Source organism: Kaistella sp., assembly GCF_049588135.1.
Classification (GTDB): domain Bacteria; phylum Bacteroidota; class Bacteroidia; order Flavobacteriales; family Weeksellaceae; genus Kaistella.
Genome location: NZ_JBAVFG010000198.1, coordinates 1 through 15,112, shown reverse-complemented (window position 1 = coordinate 15,112; position 15,112 = coordinate 1). Strand labels below are relative to the sequence as shown.

At 34.2% G+C, this 15,112-nt stretch carries 12 protein-coding genes; 7 read left to right on the top strand and 5 right to left on the bottom strand.

The features are described 5' to 3' along the window. Positions 1–201 precede the first annotated feature (201 nt). The 6 genes from WBY99_RS10945 to apaG all read left to right on the top strand — a co-directional run bounded on the left by WBY99_RS10945 (position 202) and on the right by apaG (position 7,798). Entirely contained in the window at positions 202–1,470 is a 1,269-nt protein-coding gene (locus tag WBY99_RS10945) for a glucose-1-phosphate adenylyltransferase (protein WP_423976371.1), read from the top strand. Positions 1,471–1,553: 83 nt separating this feature from the next. Continuing rightward, positions 1,554–2,591: a polyketide cyclase gene (locus tag WBY99_RS10940; RefSeq protein ID WP_423976370.1), complete on the top strand. Its 1,038-nt coding sequence runs from the start codon at positions 1,554–1,556 to the stop codon at positions 2,589–2,591. Positions 2,592–2,692: 101 nt separating this feature from the next. Further along, positions 2,693–5,500, top strand: coding sequence for a 2-oxoglutarate dehydrogenase E1 component (locus WBY99_RS10935; RefSeq protein WP_423976369.1), 2,808 nt, complete (start codon positions 2,693–2,695; stop codon positions 5,498–5,500). Positions 5,501–5,508: 8 nt separating this feature from the next. Then, positions 5,509–6,075, top strand: a complete 567-nt coding sequence (locus WBY99_RS10930) for a hypothetical protein (protein ID WP_423976368.1) — start codon at positions 5,509–5,511, stop codon at positions 6,073–6,075. 26 nt (positions 6,076–6,101) lie between these two features. Further along, positions 6,102–7,328 (top strand): 2-oxoglutarate dehydrogenase complex dihydrolipoyllysine-residue succinyltransferase, encoded by a 1,227-nt coding sequence (gene odhB, locus WBY99_RS10925; RefSeq protein WP_423976367.1) that lies wholly within the window; start codon positions 6,102–6,104, stop codon positions 7,326–7,328. A gap of 83 nt (positions 7,329–7,411) precedes the next feature. Further along, a complete protein-coding gene (gene apaG / locus WBY99_RS10920; RefSeq protein ID WP_423976366.1) occupies positions 7,412–7,798 on the top strand; it encodes a Co2+/Mg2+ efflux protein ApaG in 387 nt (128 codons plus the stop codon). Between the two features lie 403 nt (positions 7,799–8,201). Here apaG and lpdA read toward each other — a convergent pair whose 3' ends face one another. The 4 genes from lpdA to WBY99_RS10900 form a co-directional block, all read right to left on the bottom strand. Next, entirely contained in the window at positions 8,202–9,593 is a 1,392-nt protein-coding gene (gene lpdA / locus WBY99_RS10915) for a dihydrolipoyl dehydrogenase (RefSeq protein WP_423976365.1), read from the bottom strand. Positions 9,594–9,968: 375 nt separating this feature from the next. After that, a complete protein-coding gene (locus tag WBY99_RS10910) occupies positions 9,969–10,634 on the bottom strand; it encodes a response regulator (protein ID WP_423976364.1) in 666 nt (221 codons plus the stop codon). After that, positions 10,635–12,317 carry a tetratricopeptide repeat-containing sensor histidine kinase gene (locus WBY99_RS10905; RefSeq protein ID WP_423976363.1) on the bottom strand — a complete coding sequence of 561 codons (1,683 nt, stop codon included), beginning with the start codon at positions 12,315–12,317 and terminating at the stop codon, positions 10,635–10,637. Between the two features lie 73 nt (positions 12,318–12,390). Next, on the bottom strand, positions 12,391–12,552 hold the full coding sequence (locus WBY99_RS10900) for a hypothetical protein (RefSeq protein WP_423976362.1): 162 nt from the start codon (positions 12,550–12,552) through the stop codon (positions 12,391–12,393). Positions 12,553–12,922: 370 nt separating this feature from the next. On the opposite strand from WBY99_RS10900, the gene WBY99_RS10895 reads away from it, so the two are divergent. Next, a complete protein-coding gene (locus WBY99_RS10895) occupies positions 12,923–13,852 on the top strand; it encodes a hypothetical protein (protein WP_423976361.1) in 930 nt (309 codons plus the stop codon). 26 nt (positions 13,853–13,878) lie between these two features. On the opposite strand, the gene WBY99_RS10890 is transcribed toward WBY99_RS10895, so the two are convergent. Continuing rightward, positions 13,879–15,112: alpha-ketoacid dehydrogenase subunit beta (locus WBY99_RS10890; RefSeq protein ID WP_423976360.1), on the bottom strand; the 1,234-nt coding region annotated here is incomplete at its 5' end.

Sequence of the window (15,112 nt, the reverse complement as noted above, 5' to 3'; positions counted from 1 at the left end):
CAATTATTTTGCCTCTTTTGCGGTTAAAAATATGTTTTTAAAATAATTTACTTAGTAATTTAGGAATTAAAACGAACAATAGAATTATTACAAAAAATTAAGAATAGTAGCATCAATCATTCTGTTTTATTTTGATTAGTTAAGGAAAAATAGTAATATTGTTAAGTGGCATTATTTAGTAATCTATTAAACAACATCTATATGAAACCCAGTGTCATTTCTATTGTTCTTGGTGGAGGGAGAGGAACCAGACTGTCACCTTTAACCAATACACGCTCAAAACCGGCAGTCCCTATTGCCGGGAAGTACAGATTAGTAGATATCCCTATTTCCAATTGTCTCAACTCTGGATTCAACCGAATTTTAGTGTTGACCCAATTTAATTCTGCTTCCCTGAATTCGCATATCAAGAACTCATTCCATTTCGATACTTTCAGTAAAGGTTTTGTAGATATTTTAGCAGCAGAACAAAACATAGAAAGTGATGCTTGGTACCAGGGTACAGCAGATGCAGTGCGCCAATCGATGAAACATTTGGATAAATATGATTATGAGTATATTCTCATTCTTTCCGGAGACCAGCTTTATCAAATGGATTTTCGCGAAATGATCGATTTTCATTGTCGAAATAAGGGAGATATTACCATTGCAACGATTCCCGTAAATGCGAAGGATGCTCCAGGATTTGGTATTTTGAAATCTGATGAAGAAGGAAATATTACTTCATTTGTAGAAAAACCGTCTGGTGAGGTATTAAATGATTGGAAATCTGAAGTGTCAGAAAAAAATAAAGCAGAAGGTAAAGAATATCTTGCCTCAATGGGAATCTACGTCTTTAATAAAAATGGATTGAAGAGAATGTTTGATGAAGATACTGGTGATGATTTCGGTGGTGAATTAATTCCTAATGGGATTGGAAAATATAAAACTTTGAGTTTTCAATATGATGGTTATTGGACAGATATTGGAACGATACAGTCGTTTTTCGATGCGAATTTAGATTTAACCAAGGACTTTCCGAAATTTAACTTATTCAGCAAATCTCCAATTTATACAAGAGCTAGAATGTTGCCGCCCTCAAAAATTTTGGGTTCTTATGTGAGCAAAGCCATCTTTGGCGATGGTTGCATCATAATGGCAGATAAAATAGAAAATTCAATTGTTGGGAACCGAAGCCGTATTGATAGGGGAAGTACCATCATGAATTCCTATGTGATGGGTGCGGATTTTTATCAAGACACTAAAGAAATTGTTTCAAATGATAATGATGGTATTCCTAATTTGGGAGTCGGGAAATATTGTTATATCGAACAAGCAATTCTCGATAAAAATTGTAGAATTGGCGATAATGTAAGAATAATTGGTGGTCAACATTTGGCTGATGGTGATTTCGAGACCCATTCGATTAAGGACGGAATTGTTGTGATAAAAAAGAATGCAGTAATTGTACCTGGAACTCAGATTTCTTAGAAGTGTTCGGTTTCAGATAAAAGTCACGGTATTATTTTTATTACCGTGTTTTTTTTGCGCGTCTTTTTGCCTATTTTTGCCGCATGCGTTGGTTAAAATTTGGAATTATTATCGTTTTGTTTTTCGGAGCAGTATATACCGTTTCGATGATTTTCGTGGAGGAAAAAAAAAATTTTACCATTGAAAAAGAAATTAATTATCCTATAGAAAAAGTATTTCCACAATTTAATAATCTGCAGAATTTTACCAGATGGAATTCCTTTTTTACTGATAATAAAAACCTGTCATTGCAATATTTTACACCCTATGAAGGAGAAGGAAGTGCAATGAGTTTTCGCGATAGAAAGGATGAAGACATTTATGGCGATATTTTTATTCGCTATGAAAATCCTGAACACACTCTTAAATACCAATTATTCGAAGGTAGAAAAAATACACCCTACCAAATCGATCTTAAGTTTATTTCTGAAAATGATAAAACCAAAATTATTTGGTACTTCCATACTCCAAAACAATCTTTTATAAAGAGATCCTTGAATTTGATTTCAGAAAATTTCTGGGTCAATAATATTGATAAAAGTATGAAAAATCTTTATCACGTTTTAGAAAATAAAGTAGATAAAGAAACCCAGCTTGAAAGTTTAAAATTCGACAGTCTCATCGTTGAGCAACAAGATAGTCAACTGCTTATGGGTATTAATGTGACCACGAAAAATATAAAAGACGCTCTTTTCAAAAACATTGTCATCAATCATAACAAAGTGATGAACTACGTAAAAATGGATTTGGGTAAAAAAGACGATGAATATGGCGAGCCAATTTTAATTACCGATGCTGATAATTATAAAGACAAAGAAGTCTCTTATTTCTATGGAGTCCCAGTTTCGAAAAAAGAAACAATTACCGATAATAATTTCAGTTTTAGAACTTTAAATAGTTCCAGATATTATGTGATTTTCTATAAAGGGAATTACGACGGTCGGGTGAAAGCAATTCAGCAGCTTTTAACAAAAGCAAAACACGATACCCTGAGAATTGGTGATTTGCAGCAGACTTTTTTAGAAGAGCCAACGACTGATAATAAAACGGTTATGAAATTATCATTACCAGTTTACAAATAATTTGTCGTTATCAGCTTTTTAACCATTTTAAGGCTTTAGTACTTCACTTATTTTTGTTAAATTTGTTCTTTAAATAAAAATAAACAGATAATTTGTAAATAATGGACAAATTTTCATTCCTAAATGCCGCGCATTCGCAGTTAATAGAAGACTTATACCAACAATATTTAAAGTTCCCCGATTCGTTAGAGCCTTCCTGGAAAGCATTTTTCCAGGGATTCGATTTCGCTTTAGAGGCATATGGTGATGATTTTGGGAGAAATTCTGAACCGTCAAAAGTTCCGACACCGGTGCAGTTGGCTAACCAAGCTTCTGCTAATGGTCAGATTCCTGAAGATATTCAGAAAGAATTTCAGGTTCTCAATCTGATCGAAGCTTACAGACATCGTGGTCATCTCTTTACAAAAACAAATCCGGTAAGAGAAAGAAGGCATTACGAACCAACTTTAGCTATTGAAAATTTTGGTCTAACCGCAGTTGACTTATCCCGAAAGTTTAATTCTGCCATAACGACAGGTCTTCCAAATGCAACAACTCTTCAGGAGCTTATTAATCACCTCAATAAGATTTATTGTGAATCTATTGGCGTGGAATATATGCACATTAATAATATTACGGAGCGTAAATTTATTAGAGAATGGTTGCAGGTGAATGAAAACCATCCACAATTAAATGCTGCTGAGAAAATAGAAATTTTAGAAAAACTCAATCAGGCTGTTGCTTTTGAGAATTATCTTCATACCAAATTCGTAGGACAAAAAAGATTCTCTCTGGAAGGAGGCGAATCGTTGATTCCTGCTTTGGATCAGTTAATTACTCGTTCTTCACAATTAGGGGTTGATGAAGTTGTTTTAGGAATGGCGCACAGAGGTAGATTAAATGTTCTAACCAATATTTTCGGTAAATCTTACAAGCAAATTTTCTCCGAATTTGAAGGGAAAGAATTTGAAGAAGATGTGTTTTCAGGTGACGTAAAATACCACTTAGGTTCTTCTAAAGTTATAAAAACTGAAAATGGGGAAGAGGTATCCATTAATTTGACGCCAAACCCATCTCACTTAGAAACGGTTGCTGCTTTGGTAGAAGGAATTTGCCGTGCGAAAGTGGATAACAAATACAAAGATTTCAAAAAGGTTTTACCAATCATCATTCATGGTGATGGCGCAATTGCTGGACAAGGTATCGTGTACGAAGTTGCGCAGATGATGACTTTGGAAGGATACAGAACGGGTGGAACAGTGCATATTGTTGTCAATAATCAAGTTTCATTTACTACCAATTATTTAGATGCTCGTTCTTCTAATTACTGTACAGATGTTGCTAAAGTAACAGAATCGCCAGTAATGCACGTGAATGCAGATGATGTAGAAGCGGTTGTACACGCGATCCGTTTCGCAGCTGATTTCCGTGCGCAGTTTGGTAAAGATGTGTATATCGATCTTTTGGGTTATAGAAAATACGGACATAACGAAGGTGATGAACCGAGATTTACACAACCTAATTTGTATAAATCAATTTCAAAACATGCCAACCCAAGAGAAATTTATAAAGAACAACTCATCAAAGAAGGAATGCTTTCTGATGAGGTTTTGAAGAATATGGAAACTTCTTTCAAGAAACTTTTGGATGCAGATTTTGATGCATCGAAAGAAATTGAAAAAAACACCATGGATCCTTTTATGGCAGATGATTGGAAGAATTTGCCAATGTCATCAAAAGGAGCGGTTTTTAATGTTGTTGATACTAAATTCAATGCTAAAGAATTAAAGGATTTAGCCATAAGAATGTCAACTTTACCCAGCGACAAAAAATTCATTAATAAAGTAACCCGTCTTTTTGAAAATAGAATCAAATCGATTGAAGGAAATACTATTGATTGGGCGATAGGAGAATGGTTGGCTTATGCAACATTGCTTACCGAAGGAAACAATATCAGAATTTCCGGGGAAGATGTGGAAAGAGGAACTTTTTCACATCGTCATGCTTTAGTAAAAACGGAAGATACCGAAGAAGAATACATTCCATTAAGACATATTTCAGAAAATCGTTTCGATATTTATAACTCGCATCTTTCAGAATATGGGGTGCTAGGTTTCGATTATGGATATGCAATGGCTTCACCCAATACTTTAACCATTTGGGAAGCACAGTTTGGTGATTTTGTAAATGGTGCTCAGATTATCATCGACCAATATTTGGTAGCCTCAGAAGAAAAATGGAAACTTCAAAACGGCTTGGTGATGCTACTTCCGCATGGATCTGAAGGACAGGGTGCAGAGCATTCTTCCGCAAGATTAGAAAGATTTTTAGGGCTTTGTGCCAACGAAAATATCGTAGTGGCTAATGCAACAACTCCTGCGAATTACTTCCATTTGTTAAGAAGACAAATGAAATGGAATTTCAGAAAACCTTTAGTAGTAATGACGCCAAAATCATTATTGCGTCATCCAAAAGTAATTTCTACCATTGAAGATTTAGCAAACGGACAATTCCAGCCAATCATCGATGATGAAACTGCAAATGCTGCAAAAGTTGAAAAATTAGTCCTTTGTTCTGGTAAAATCTATTATGAACTTTTAGCTAAAAAAGAAGAATTAAATTGCGAAAATATTGCTTTGGTAAGAATGGAGCAGTTGTATCCGATTCAGCAAGATAAAATCGATGAGGTTTTTGCGAAATACAGCAACAGAAAACACTTGCTTTGGGTTCAAGAGGAACCAGAGAATATGGGTGCATGGGGTTACATTTTAAGAAATTTCCGAGATACAGGAATTCAGGTTATTGCTCCAGTACCAAGTGGTTCACCAGCACCAGGAAGTCATAAAATGTTTGAAAAAAATCAAAATAGTTTAATCAATAGAGTATTTGATAGAAATGATGAGCCTGCAAAAAGGCCAGTAACTGCTTAGTTTCAAAGATGAAAAAAGTGTTTCTATTTTTATGTATTTCATTTTCTATCTTGGCTTTTTCGCAGAATATCCAATCTGATATCGAAAGTCAGTTTAGAGATTATTGTACTTTAATAGAAAATAAAAACTTTGATAAAGCACTTGATATCTATGGAAATGAAGATTTTTTGAAAATTTTCCCCAAAGAACAAATCATTGATTTGATGAATCAGATGTTCAACTCGAAAGATTTTGATTTTAAAATTCATCAACCAAAAGAGATTATGGTAAGTAACGAAATAATAAAAGATAAGAATAACTCTTTCGTTAAATTAAGTTACAAACAAAATCTAGAAATGAAGTTCAATATGCCTGGTCTAAAGTCAGGACAATTGCTTTCAGCACTACAGGCAGAATTTGGTTACGGGCAGGTAGATTATAATGAAAGTACAGATGTTTTTGAAGTGAGAACTATAAAAGAAGCAATTGCAAATTCTTCAGATTTGAAAAATTGGAAGTTTACCGTAATAGAAAAAAAACAAATTCCGATTCTTAAACAGTTTATTCCAGAATCGTTTTTAAGATCATTAAATTAATAAACAAAAAATAAAAAATATATCCGATGTCAATATTAGAAATGAAAGTCCCTTCACCGGGAGAATCGATCACCGAAGTTGAAATCGCGACGTGGTTAGTAAAAGACGGCGATTATGTAGAGAAGGATCAACCCATCGCAGAAGTAGATTCTGATAAAGCAACCCTTGAATTACCAGCTGAAGAAAGCGGAACCATCACGCTGAAAGCAGAAGAAGGTGAAGTAGTAGAAGTAGGACAAGTCGTATGTTTGATCGATACCTCTGCTTCAAAACCGGAAGGCTCAGCTCCTGTACAAGCAGAAGTTAAAGCAGAACCAGTAAAAGTGGAAGCTTCAAAAGTGGAAGTAAAACCAGTGGTAACAAGTTACGCAACAGGAACTCCCTCTCCAGCAGCAAAGAAAATTTTAGACGAAAAAGGAATCGACGCTGCTCAGGTTTCAGGTTCTGGCAAAGACGGCAGAATTACTAAGGAAGATGCTGAAACGGCTTCTGTCCCTGCAATGGGATCTTTGTCATCAACCAATGGTTCTAGAAGCTCTAGCACTACAAAACTTTCAGTTTTAAGAAGAAAAATAGCTGCAAGATTAGTTTCCGTGAAAAACGAAACGGCGATGTTGACGACTTTCAACGAGGTTGATATGTCAGAAATTTTCAGAATCAGAAAACAATATAAAGAAGAATTCTCCCAAAAACACGGCGTTGGTTTAGGATTTATGTCTTTCTTTACCAAAGCGGTAACCAGAGCATTGCAAATGTATCCTGATGTAAATGCTTCTATCGACGGAGATTACAAAATAAATTACAATTTCTGCGACATTTCCATTGCGGTTTCTGGACCAAAAGGTTTGATGGTTCCGGTTTTAAGAAATGCAGAAGACATGACTTTCAGAGCGGTTGAAGCCAACATTAAATCTTTGGCAGAAAAAGTAAGAGATGGTAAAATTACCGTTGATGAAATGACGGGCGGAACATTTACCGTAACCAATGGTGGTACTTTCGGATCCATGATGTCAACTCCAATTATCAACCCACCACAATCTGCAATTTTGGGAATGCATAATATTCTTCAAAGACCGATGGCGATTGACGGGCAAGTGGTAATTCGTCCGATGATGTACGTTGCGATGTCTTATGACCACCGAATTATTGATGGTAAAGAATCAGTAGGATTTTTGGTAGCGGTGAAAGAAGCGATCGATAATCCTGTAGAGTTTTTAATGAACGGCGACGAAAGAAAAGCATTAGAACTTTAAAAATTATTCAATTTTTTTTAGAATATATGAATCCCGTTGTAAAAAGGCGGGATTTTTGTATTAATTCATTCAAAATTTAGTAAATGTTTTCTACCACTACCTTCGATATTAAAGTTTCCGTCGTTCCCCAATACGATATCAAAAATAGTTTTCCTGTTGAGAATCGTTTTGTGTTCCGTTATAATATCACCATTGAAAACCTAGGTCGAGATGCAATAAGATTAATGAGTAGAAAATGGCTCATTTTTGATTTGGGATTCGGTTTTACCGAAATAGCTGGGGAAGGCGTGATAGGTTTAACACCGATTATTGAACCCGGCGACAGTTTTACTTATTTTTCAAATGTACTATTGCGTTCAGGAGTTGGGAATATGTCAGGTGTTTTTATTTGTAAAAATTTACTTACTAATGAAACGTTAGAAATAGAAGTTCCTAAATTCAATTTAGTTTCAGAAGTTTTGAGCAATTAAATTTCAATGCAATATTGAAACGTTCGTGTATTTTTTCTTTTGCTAATTTTGCTAAACCGTTTTTGTTAAAATATCGGAATTCAAGCTTTCTAAAATAGTGATTTTTCTCTATAGCTTTATCAGATTTTATGCGAGTATACACCTCGAAAGTGAAACTTTCAGACAAAGCTTTGAAAGTTTGTCCTGCAAAAACTCTCTACTTTGCCCTATTAATTCAATGTTTTTCAACAAAAAAATCGGATCTTACTTTAAAATATCGCTGTAATTCTCAGGTATAAGCAGGATCAACTATTTTAAAAATGCAAGTTTATTTTTGAATGGATTATAATTTAAAGAGACACCACCCAAATAAAAAAAACTCCAGTTCAACACTGGAGTTTTGTATGTAAATATTTCGTTGAGTTTAGATGTGAATCACCTCGCCATAAGCTGCAGCAACCGCTTCCATCACGGCTTCTGAAATCGTTGGATGTGGATGAATTGCTTTTAAAACTTCATGACCTGTGGTTTCTAATTTACGTGCCACAACTGCTTCTGCAATCATATCGGTAACGCCGTCTCCGACCATGTGACAACCGAGCCATTCGCCGTATTTCGCATCGAAGATCACTTTGATGAAACCATCGGTGTCTCCGTTTGCAGTCGCTTTTCCGGAAGCTGAGAAAGGGAATTTACCCACTTTCAGTTCGTAGCCTTTTTCCTTCGCTTGTTTTTCAGTTAAACCAACAGATGCGATCTCTGGATGACAATAAGTACATCCCGGAACATTGCCATAATCAATCTTTTCTACATGAAGTCCTTTGATCTTCTCAACACAGGTAATTCCTTCTGCGGAAGCAACGTGTGCCAAAGCCTGAGTTGCCAAAATATCACCAATCGCATAATATCCTGGAACAGATGTTTCGTACCATTCGTTCACCAAAACTTTTCCTTTATCGGTTTGAATCCCAACTTCTTCGAAACCTTGACCTTCAATATTCGAAGCGATTCCAACAGCAGACAATAAAATATCTGCTTCTAAAGTAATGTTTCCTGTAGCCGTTTTCACGGTTGCTTTCACGCCGTTTCCTGAAGTATCAACAGATTCTACGGAAGCATTGGTCATAATATCAATCCCTGATTTTTTCAGAGATTTTTCTACGTGTTTTGAAGTATCTTCATCTTCAACAGGAAGAATGTTTGGCATGAATTCTACTACGGTCACCTTTGTTCCCATCGTGTTATAGAAATCAGCGAACTCAATTCCAATGGCACCTGAACCTACTACAATCATCGATTTTGGTTGTTCCGGAAGATTAAGCGCTTGTCGGTAACCGATTACTTTCACTCCATCTTGTGGAAGATTTGGCAATTCTCTGGAACGTGCACCAGTTGCGATGATGATATGTTGAGCGCTATATTCTGTCGCTTTTCCATCTTTATCGGTAACGGCAACTTTTTTTCCTTTTTGAACTTTGGCAGTTCCCATGATGACATCAATCTTATTTTTCTTCATCAGGAAAGCGATTCCACCACTCATTTTAGTGGCAACTCCTCTACTTCTCTGGATTACTTTAGAAAAATCAAAACCTGGATTTTCTACTTTATTTAAACCATATTGCTCAGCTTGCTGCAAATATTTAAAAACGTGTGCAGATTTTAATAATGCTTTGGTTGGGATACAACCCCAGTTCAAGCAAATTCCGCCTAAATTTTCTTTTTCGATAATGGCAGTTTTGAAACCCAATTGTGCCGCTCTGATTGCGGTAACGTATCCACCAGGTCCACTCCCAATGACAATAATATCGTAGTTCATTATTTAAAAATTTGATGCGAATTTACGGAAAATTTTGCGATTTATATTTAAAGCATATCGAGGAATTAAATACCTTTAGTTTTTCACCAGAATAAACAACATTGAAGAAAAAATTACGGGATAAATTTTAAATTATTCACCATCAACTCCAGATTCAGCCTGCTTATAATAAAATTGTGTTTTTGTACAGAAATTTGCGTTCTCTGGAGTTTCGGTGTCTTGAAAATTTTATTGCTTTTTTATTTTCCTCAAAAGTAAAACAACACAACAAAACTTCCTTACGGGAAACCGTAAAACAGGAAAATTTTTCATTAAAAATCGAATTTATTTTTGAAAACAGGAAGAAATAAGAGAAATGGATGTGAAAAAAGATCTTTACAGCACTCCCAAATCTTTGCAGATTGCAATTAAATGTTCGTTGCTTTTGGCCTTAAACTTTTCTTTGAGGTAATTTAAAGTTTTTTCAACAGAACTTAAACTATTGGGTTTTAGCGATTTTTTCTTTAAAATTTCGGTCATGTCTTTTTGCAGAACGCCTTCCGAAAGCAATTTTAGAATGGAATATTCAACCGAAGTCAGTTCGATGGTATCTGTAGTTCTAAGCTGAATACGGTTTTCCGGGGAAAGGTATTTTTGACCTTCAGAAATTACAGCAATTGCTGTTTTCAGATTTTTAACATCCATTCTGCCTTTGCTTACAAATCCGTCAATTTGTAAATCATTGAAAAGTTCTTTTATAATTTGAGGTCGTTTTTCACTGGAAAATACTAAGATTTTTAATCCAGGAATTAATTTTCGTGACTCGGTGATGAGTTCCTGACCAGAATTAATTTTTTGTTTTCTAAAGTCTTCTTCGAAAGAGAGATCCGTAATCAGCAAATCAAATGGTTCATTTTCTTCGACACTTTTTTTAAGCAGCTGAAAAGCTTCATCACAATAATGAACAAAATTTTTGTTTGGGATTTTTAAATTATCTAAGGATTTCTGTACAGAAATGCTCGCACTTTCAAAATCTTCCGCAGCTAGTATTTTTTGAAACATTTATCCGTTTTTTAAGGGAAAGGAAATCGTAATCTTTGTTCCTTTCTCAATTATTTCGTCAAAAATAAGATTTCCTTTTTGAGAAAAAATACGGGTTTCCACATTTTGCAAGCCATTTTTTTTTTGAATGGTTTTTCCAAGACCAATTCCGTCATCAGAATAATCGATCTGGAGATGGTTTGCGATGATTTCAAATTTTAAAAATATTTTTTTCGCTTTGCTGTGTTTTTTGGTATTGACCAAGAGTTCCTGAAGAATAACTGAAATTTCATTTTTTAAATTCTGCGGAATATCCGCCCATAATTCTTCCTCATTTCCGATCATAATAGGTTTTACAGATTTTGAGGAAAAAGATTTCACCAAATTAGAGATCTGTAATTTAAAGTCAATAGCGGGATTTCCTGTCAAATTTTCGTAAGAAATATCACGTGATTTTTCGTAAACCACTTCCAGTTTATTGAGCAATCCATTTTTATCGAGCTCTGAACTGTTTTCGATTTCTGACATGACTTGATAAATACCGTTGGATACAACATCATGTACTTTTTTTGAATATTTTAAAACAGTACTTTTCACTTCAAAATCTTTTTCCTGTTGCAATCTTTTTTTTCTTTTTTGATACCAAAACACAGCTAAAATCAGAACCAACAAACTAATTCCCAAGGCAATATTTCTTTTGAAAACCTGATAACTCTTTTCTATATTTTGTGCTTTCGCATCTAAAAAATCCACCCGGTTTTTTTCCGATTCATATTGGATCAAGGCGAATTGATTTTTCGCTTTATTTCGAACCGTTGTTAAGCTGTCATTGAGACTGACGTACAAGGAATAATATTTTTTAGAATTTTCAAGATTTTCTAATTTGACCAATTTTTGTAAAGCCTCGATTTCGTCATCCGGACTGTCAATCTTTTTAGCGATTTCGTACATTTGCTGTGCATGAAAGAGAGATTTTGCAGCATTTTTTTCTGAAAAATAATCAGATAAGTGCGCCTGACTCGCATTCTGTCCCCACAAATCATTTTCCTTTTCCCGAATTTGTAAAGCTAAATTCATTTCCGTTTCTGCTTGGTAAGCCGGATTCTGAAGAAATTTTACGTAAGCCAGATTATCGACCACTCTGGCATAGCCTTTTTTATCATTTTGAGGATCAATATTTTTAAAAACAGCTTTGTAAATAGTAATTGCTTTGTCGTATTTTTTTAAATGCCTAAAGCAATTGGCTTTGTTGTTTAAACAAGTGGTAATTTCTATGGGAGAAGTTGAATATTTAATGGCATCATCAAAAAAGCCAATGGCTCTTTTATATTCTTTCAGATTTTTCGTGACGATTCCTAAATTATTATAATTCGAATAAATGACGGGATGCAATTTTTCTTCATGAACGTTTAAATATTGTATCGCATCCAAAGAAGTTTCCTGACTCCCAAAATAGTCTCCGTTTTCGGCCTGAATAACAGCCATATTCACAATACAGTTTCCGGTTCTTGCAGAATCATTATCTTTTAGAAATGCATTTTTTGCGAGATTAAAATAAATAAAAGCGCTGTCTTTTTCCTTTTTTTCTAAAAATTCATAGGCTTTATCGTAAAATTTATTATCACTTTTTTTCAGTACAGCTTCTTTTTTAGTACAGGAAATGGAGATGAATAACAGGGCGAACAGGTAGTAATTTAGTTTCAATTTTTAAAATATAATTCAAAGTTAAATAAAAAAACAGCGAAAAATTAATTTTCGCTGTTTCCTGTGAATAAGTTTATATTTTTGGAGGCGGCACTTGTCCGTCTTCACCACCTGTATCAAACTGTGAATGATTGGTTGACTGGATAATCACTGGCACATCTTGCTTGAAATTTTGCATATTTGCACTGTTATTAGGAAATGTAAATCCTAAAAACATTAAAATAATCTGTAACATTTTAAAAAAAATTTAAGTTTAAATATTTCTGTAGTTGCCCATAAACACAAGTCTTGGGTAGAGCCACATGTAATGAAATAAGAAGCGCTTCTTAAATTTTTGGGAAGTAATGATCTTCTAAAACGGAAGAGAAAAATCTGCTTCCCAAACCAGAGATTGGTCTTCCGTTCTATCAGAACATTTCGAAATCATTCTTTTTAACTTTTCTTTAAAAAGTCTTTTTTATCACTGATTTCTGAAACAAATGTATTGCAGTAAATAGTCCTTCTATTAGAAAGTATTTGGAAAGTATTTGGAAAGTTTTAAATCATTAAATTTAAACCCACTGAAAAAGTACTTTTAAAGTATATATCTAAATAAAATCTAACGTATGTCTATATTTTTATCTGCGAAAAAAAGATTGGTTTTTGAAGTCTTTGAAAAAGCCAAAAAAGAAACCACTGAAACTGCATTTAGTGCAATTTTAAAAGATTTGGAAAACACGTTGAGAGATGATTTTAGAATTCAATTAAGTTATAAGACTTTTGAAACTTATTATAAATTTTTGGTAGAAAAAAATGAAGATTATAATATAAAACCCGTCATTCTAGATGATTTGAGTCATTATTTGGGAGAAAAAGATTTTAAAGACTTCTGTGCGAAAAGGTCTTTAGCAGATATTCCTTCAAATATTAAAGTGAATATCAATGGAAATGAGGAAATACTTCAAACTAATAAAATTTCGGAAATCATTATTAATATAACAAACAGTCCAATTTTCACCTTGCCGGAATTTGTTTCAAAACACAGCCAAAGTTTTGGAATCATTGGAGTTCTACTTGGTACAGGGTTTTTTCTTCAAAAGAATAATTATTTTAACAATAAAATAGAGGAATCAAAACCCAAAATTGATTCACAGATTATTCCAATTCCTACAGAAAAAGTCGCTCAATATCCTATCGAATCTATTCAAAAAATAGTTCATATTCCTCAACAACCGAAAGAAGTGGCCACCGCAAAAAACGTTCTTCAAAAAAAAGAAAAAGAATGCATGTATTGGAATAATGAAGAATATATTCCCATTTATTGTGATGAAATAATTTCAGATCATCATGTGGAACAACGAAAAGACGACCTCATGAAATTGCGGAAGATTACACGTCCCGACACTTTAACAGAACAAAATGCTCTAGGAAAAGTGTGGTACGCTAAAACCAATAAAAAAGTAGAATTTTTCACCCATTATGGTATCAATCCTACAACAGGAAAAACTTTGAAAGAGGTTTCGAAATATATTTTAGATAAATATAAAAACGAATAATTAATTATTTAATAATCAACTACCTACTAAATCTTCGGAAATTTCGCTGGATTTGTTTCTGTAAATAATCCATAAATTTTCTCTACCATATCATCAACACTTGGTTTGCTGAAATAATCGCCGTCGCTTCCATAGGGTGGACGGTGATTTTCTGCCGAAATCGTTAACGGATCGGAATCTAAATATCTAAATGCTTTTTGTTTTTCTAAAATTTGCTGAAGAATAAACGCAGAAGCGCCACCTTCAACATCTTCATCGATGATTACAAGTCGATTGGTTTTCTTCACACTTTCCGAAATTTCATGACTTAAATCGAAAGGAATTAATGATTGAATATCAATCACTTCCGCTGAAATACCGATTTTTTCTAATTCTGCAGCAGCTTCCATTACCAATCTCCAAGTCGAACCGTACGTTACCAAAGTCACCTCTTTTCCTTCTTTGGTCACTTCAATTTTCCCGACAGGAACGGTGAATTCTCCTAAATTATCGGGTTGCTTTTCTTTCAAACGATAACCGTTCAAACATTCAATAATTAAAGCGGGATCATCACTTTGAAGCATGGTATTATAAAATCCTGCAGCTTTCGTTAAGTTACGAGGAACAAGAACCAAAATTCCTTTGGAAAGATTCAAAATTCCCGCCATTGGAGAACCTGAATGCCAAATTCCTTCTAAACGGTGACCACGAGTTCTGATAATTAATGGTGCTTTTTGTCCGCCTCTTGTCCGGTATTGAACGGTTGCTAAATCATCGCTCATTCCCTGTAAACAATATAATATATAATCGAGATATTGGATTTCTGCAATTGGTCGCAAACCACGCATTGCCATTCCGATTCCTTGTCCAAGAATGGTCGCTTCCCGAATTCCGGTATCTGCAATTCTTAGTTCACCATATTTCTCCTGAAGTCCTTCTAACCCTTGGTTTACATCACCAATGTTCCCGGTATCTTCACCAAAAATTAAAGTTTCTGGATATTTACTGAAAATTTGATCAAAATTATTTCTTACCACAACTCTGCCGTCAACGGTTTCTGAAGCATCAGAAAAAATTGGTGCAATTTCTTTTACATTCGTAGCTTTCCATTGAGATTGAGAATATAAATGTGAAGAATAATTATCTTTTTCAAAAGTGAAAACTTCATCAAATTTCTTTTGAAGATTTTGTCTTTCTGCGGTTTGATTTGCTCTTGTTAGCAATAAAGATTTTCTTACCAAATGGAAAATATCTTTCTTCGCAACAGAAATCACTTTATTG

Excerpts from the sequence above, each read along its gene's own strand:
- WBY99_RS10940 (WP_423976370.1), top strand. The coding sequence starts at position 1,554 with ATGCGTTGGTTAAAATTTGGAATTATTATCGTTTTGTTTTTCGGAGCA.
- lpdA (WP_423976365.1), bottom strand. The coding sequence starts at position 9,593 with ATGAACTACGATATTATTGTCATTGGGAGTGGACCTGGTGGATACGTT.
- odhB (WP_423976367.1), top strand. The coding sequence starts at position 6,102 with ATGTCAATATTAGAAATGAAAGTCCCTTCACCGGGAGAATCGATCACC.
- apaG (WP_423976366.1), top strand. The coding sequence starts at position 7,412 with ATGTTTTCTACCACTACCTTCGATATTAAAGTTTCCGTCGTTCCCCAA.
- WBY99_RS10900 (WP_423976362.1), bottom strand. The coding sequence starts at position 12,552 with ATGTTACAGATTATTTTAATGTTTTTAGGATTTACATTTCCTAATAAC.
- WBY99_RS10910 (WP_423976364.1), bottom strand. The coding sequence starts at position 10,634 with ATGTTTCAAAAAATACTAGCTGCGGAAGATTTTGAAAGTGCGAGCATT.
- WBY99_RS10930 (WP_423976368.1), top strand. The coding sequence starts at position 5,509 with ATGAAAAAAGTGTTTCTATTTTTATGTATTTCATTTTCTATCTTGGCT.
- WBY99_RS10895 (WP_423976361.1), top strand. The coding sequence starts at position 12,923 with ATGTCTATATTTTTATCTGCGAAAAAAAGATTGGTTTTTGAAGTCTTT.
- WBY99_RS10935 (WP_423976369.1), top strand. The coding sequence starts at position 2,693 with ATGGACAAATTTTCATTCCTAAATGCCGCGCATTCGCAGTTAATAGAA.
- WBY99_RS10945 (WP_423976371.1), top strand. The coding sequence starts at position 202 with ATGAAACCCAGTGTCATTTCTATTGTTCTTGGTGGAGGGAGAGGAACC.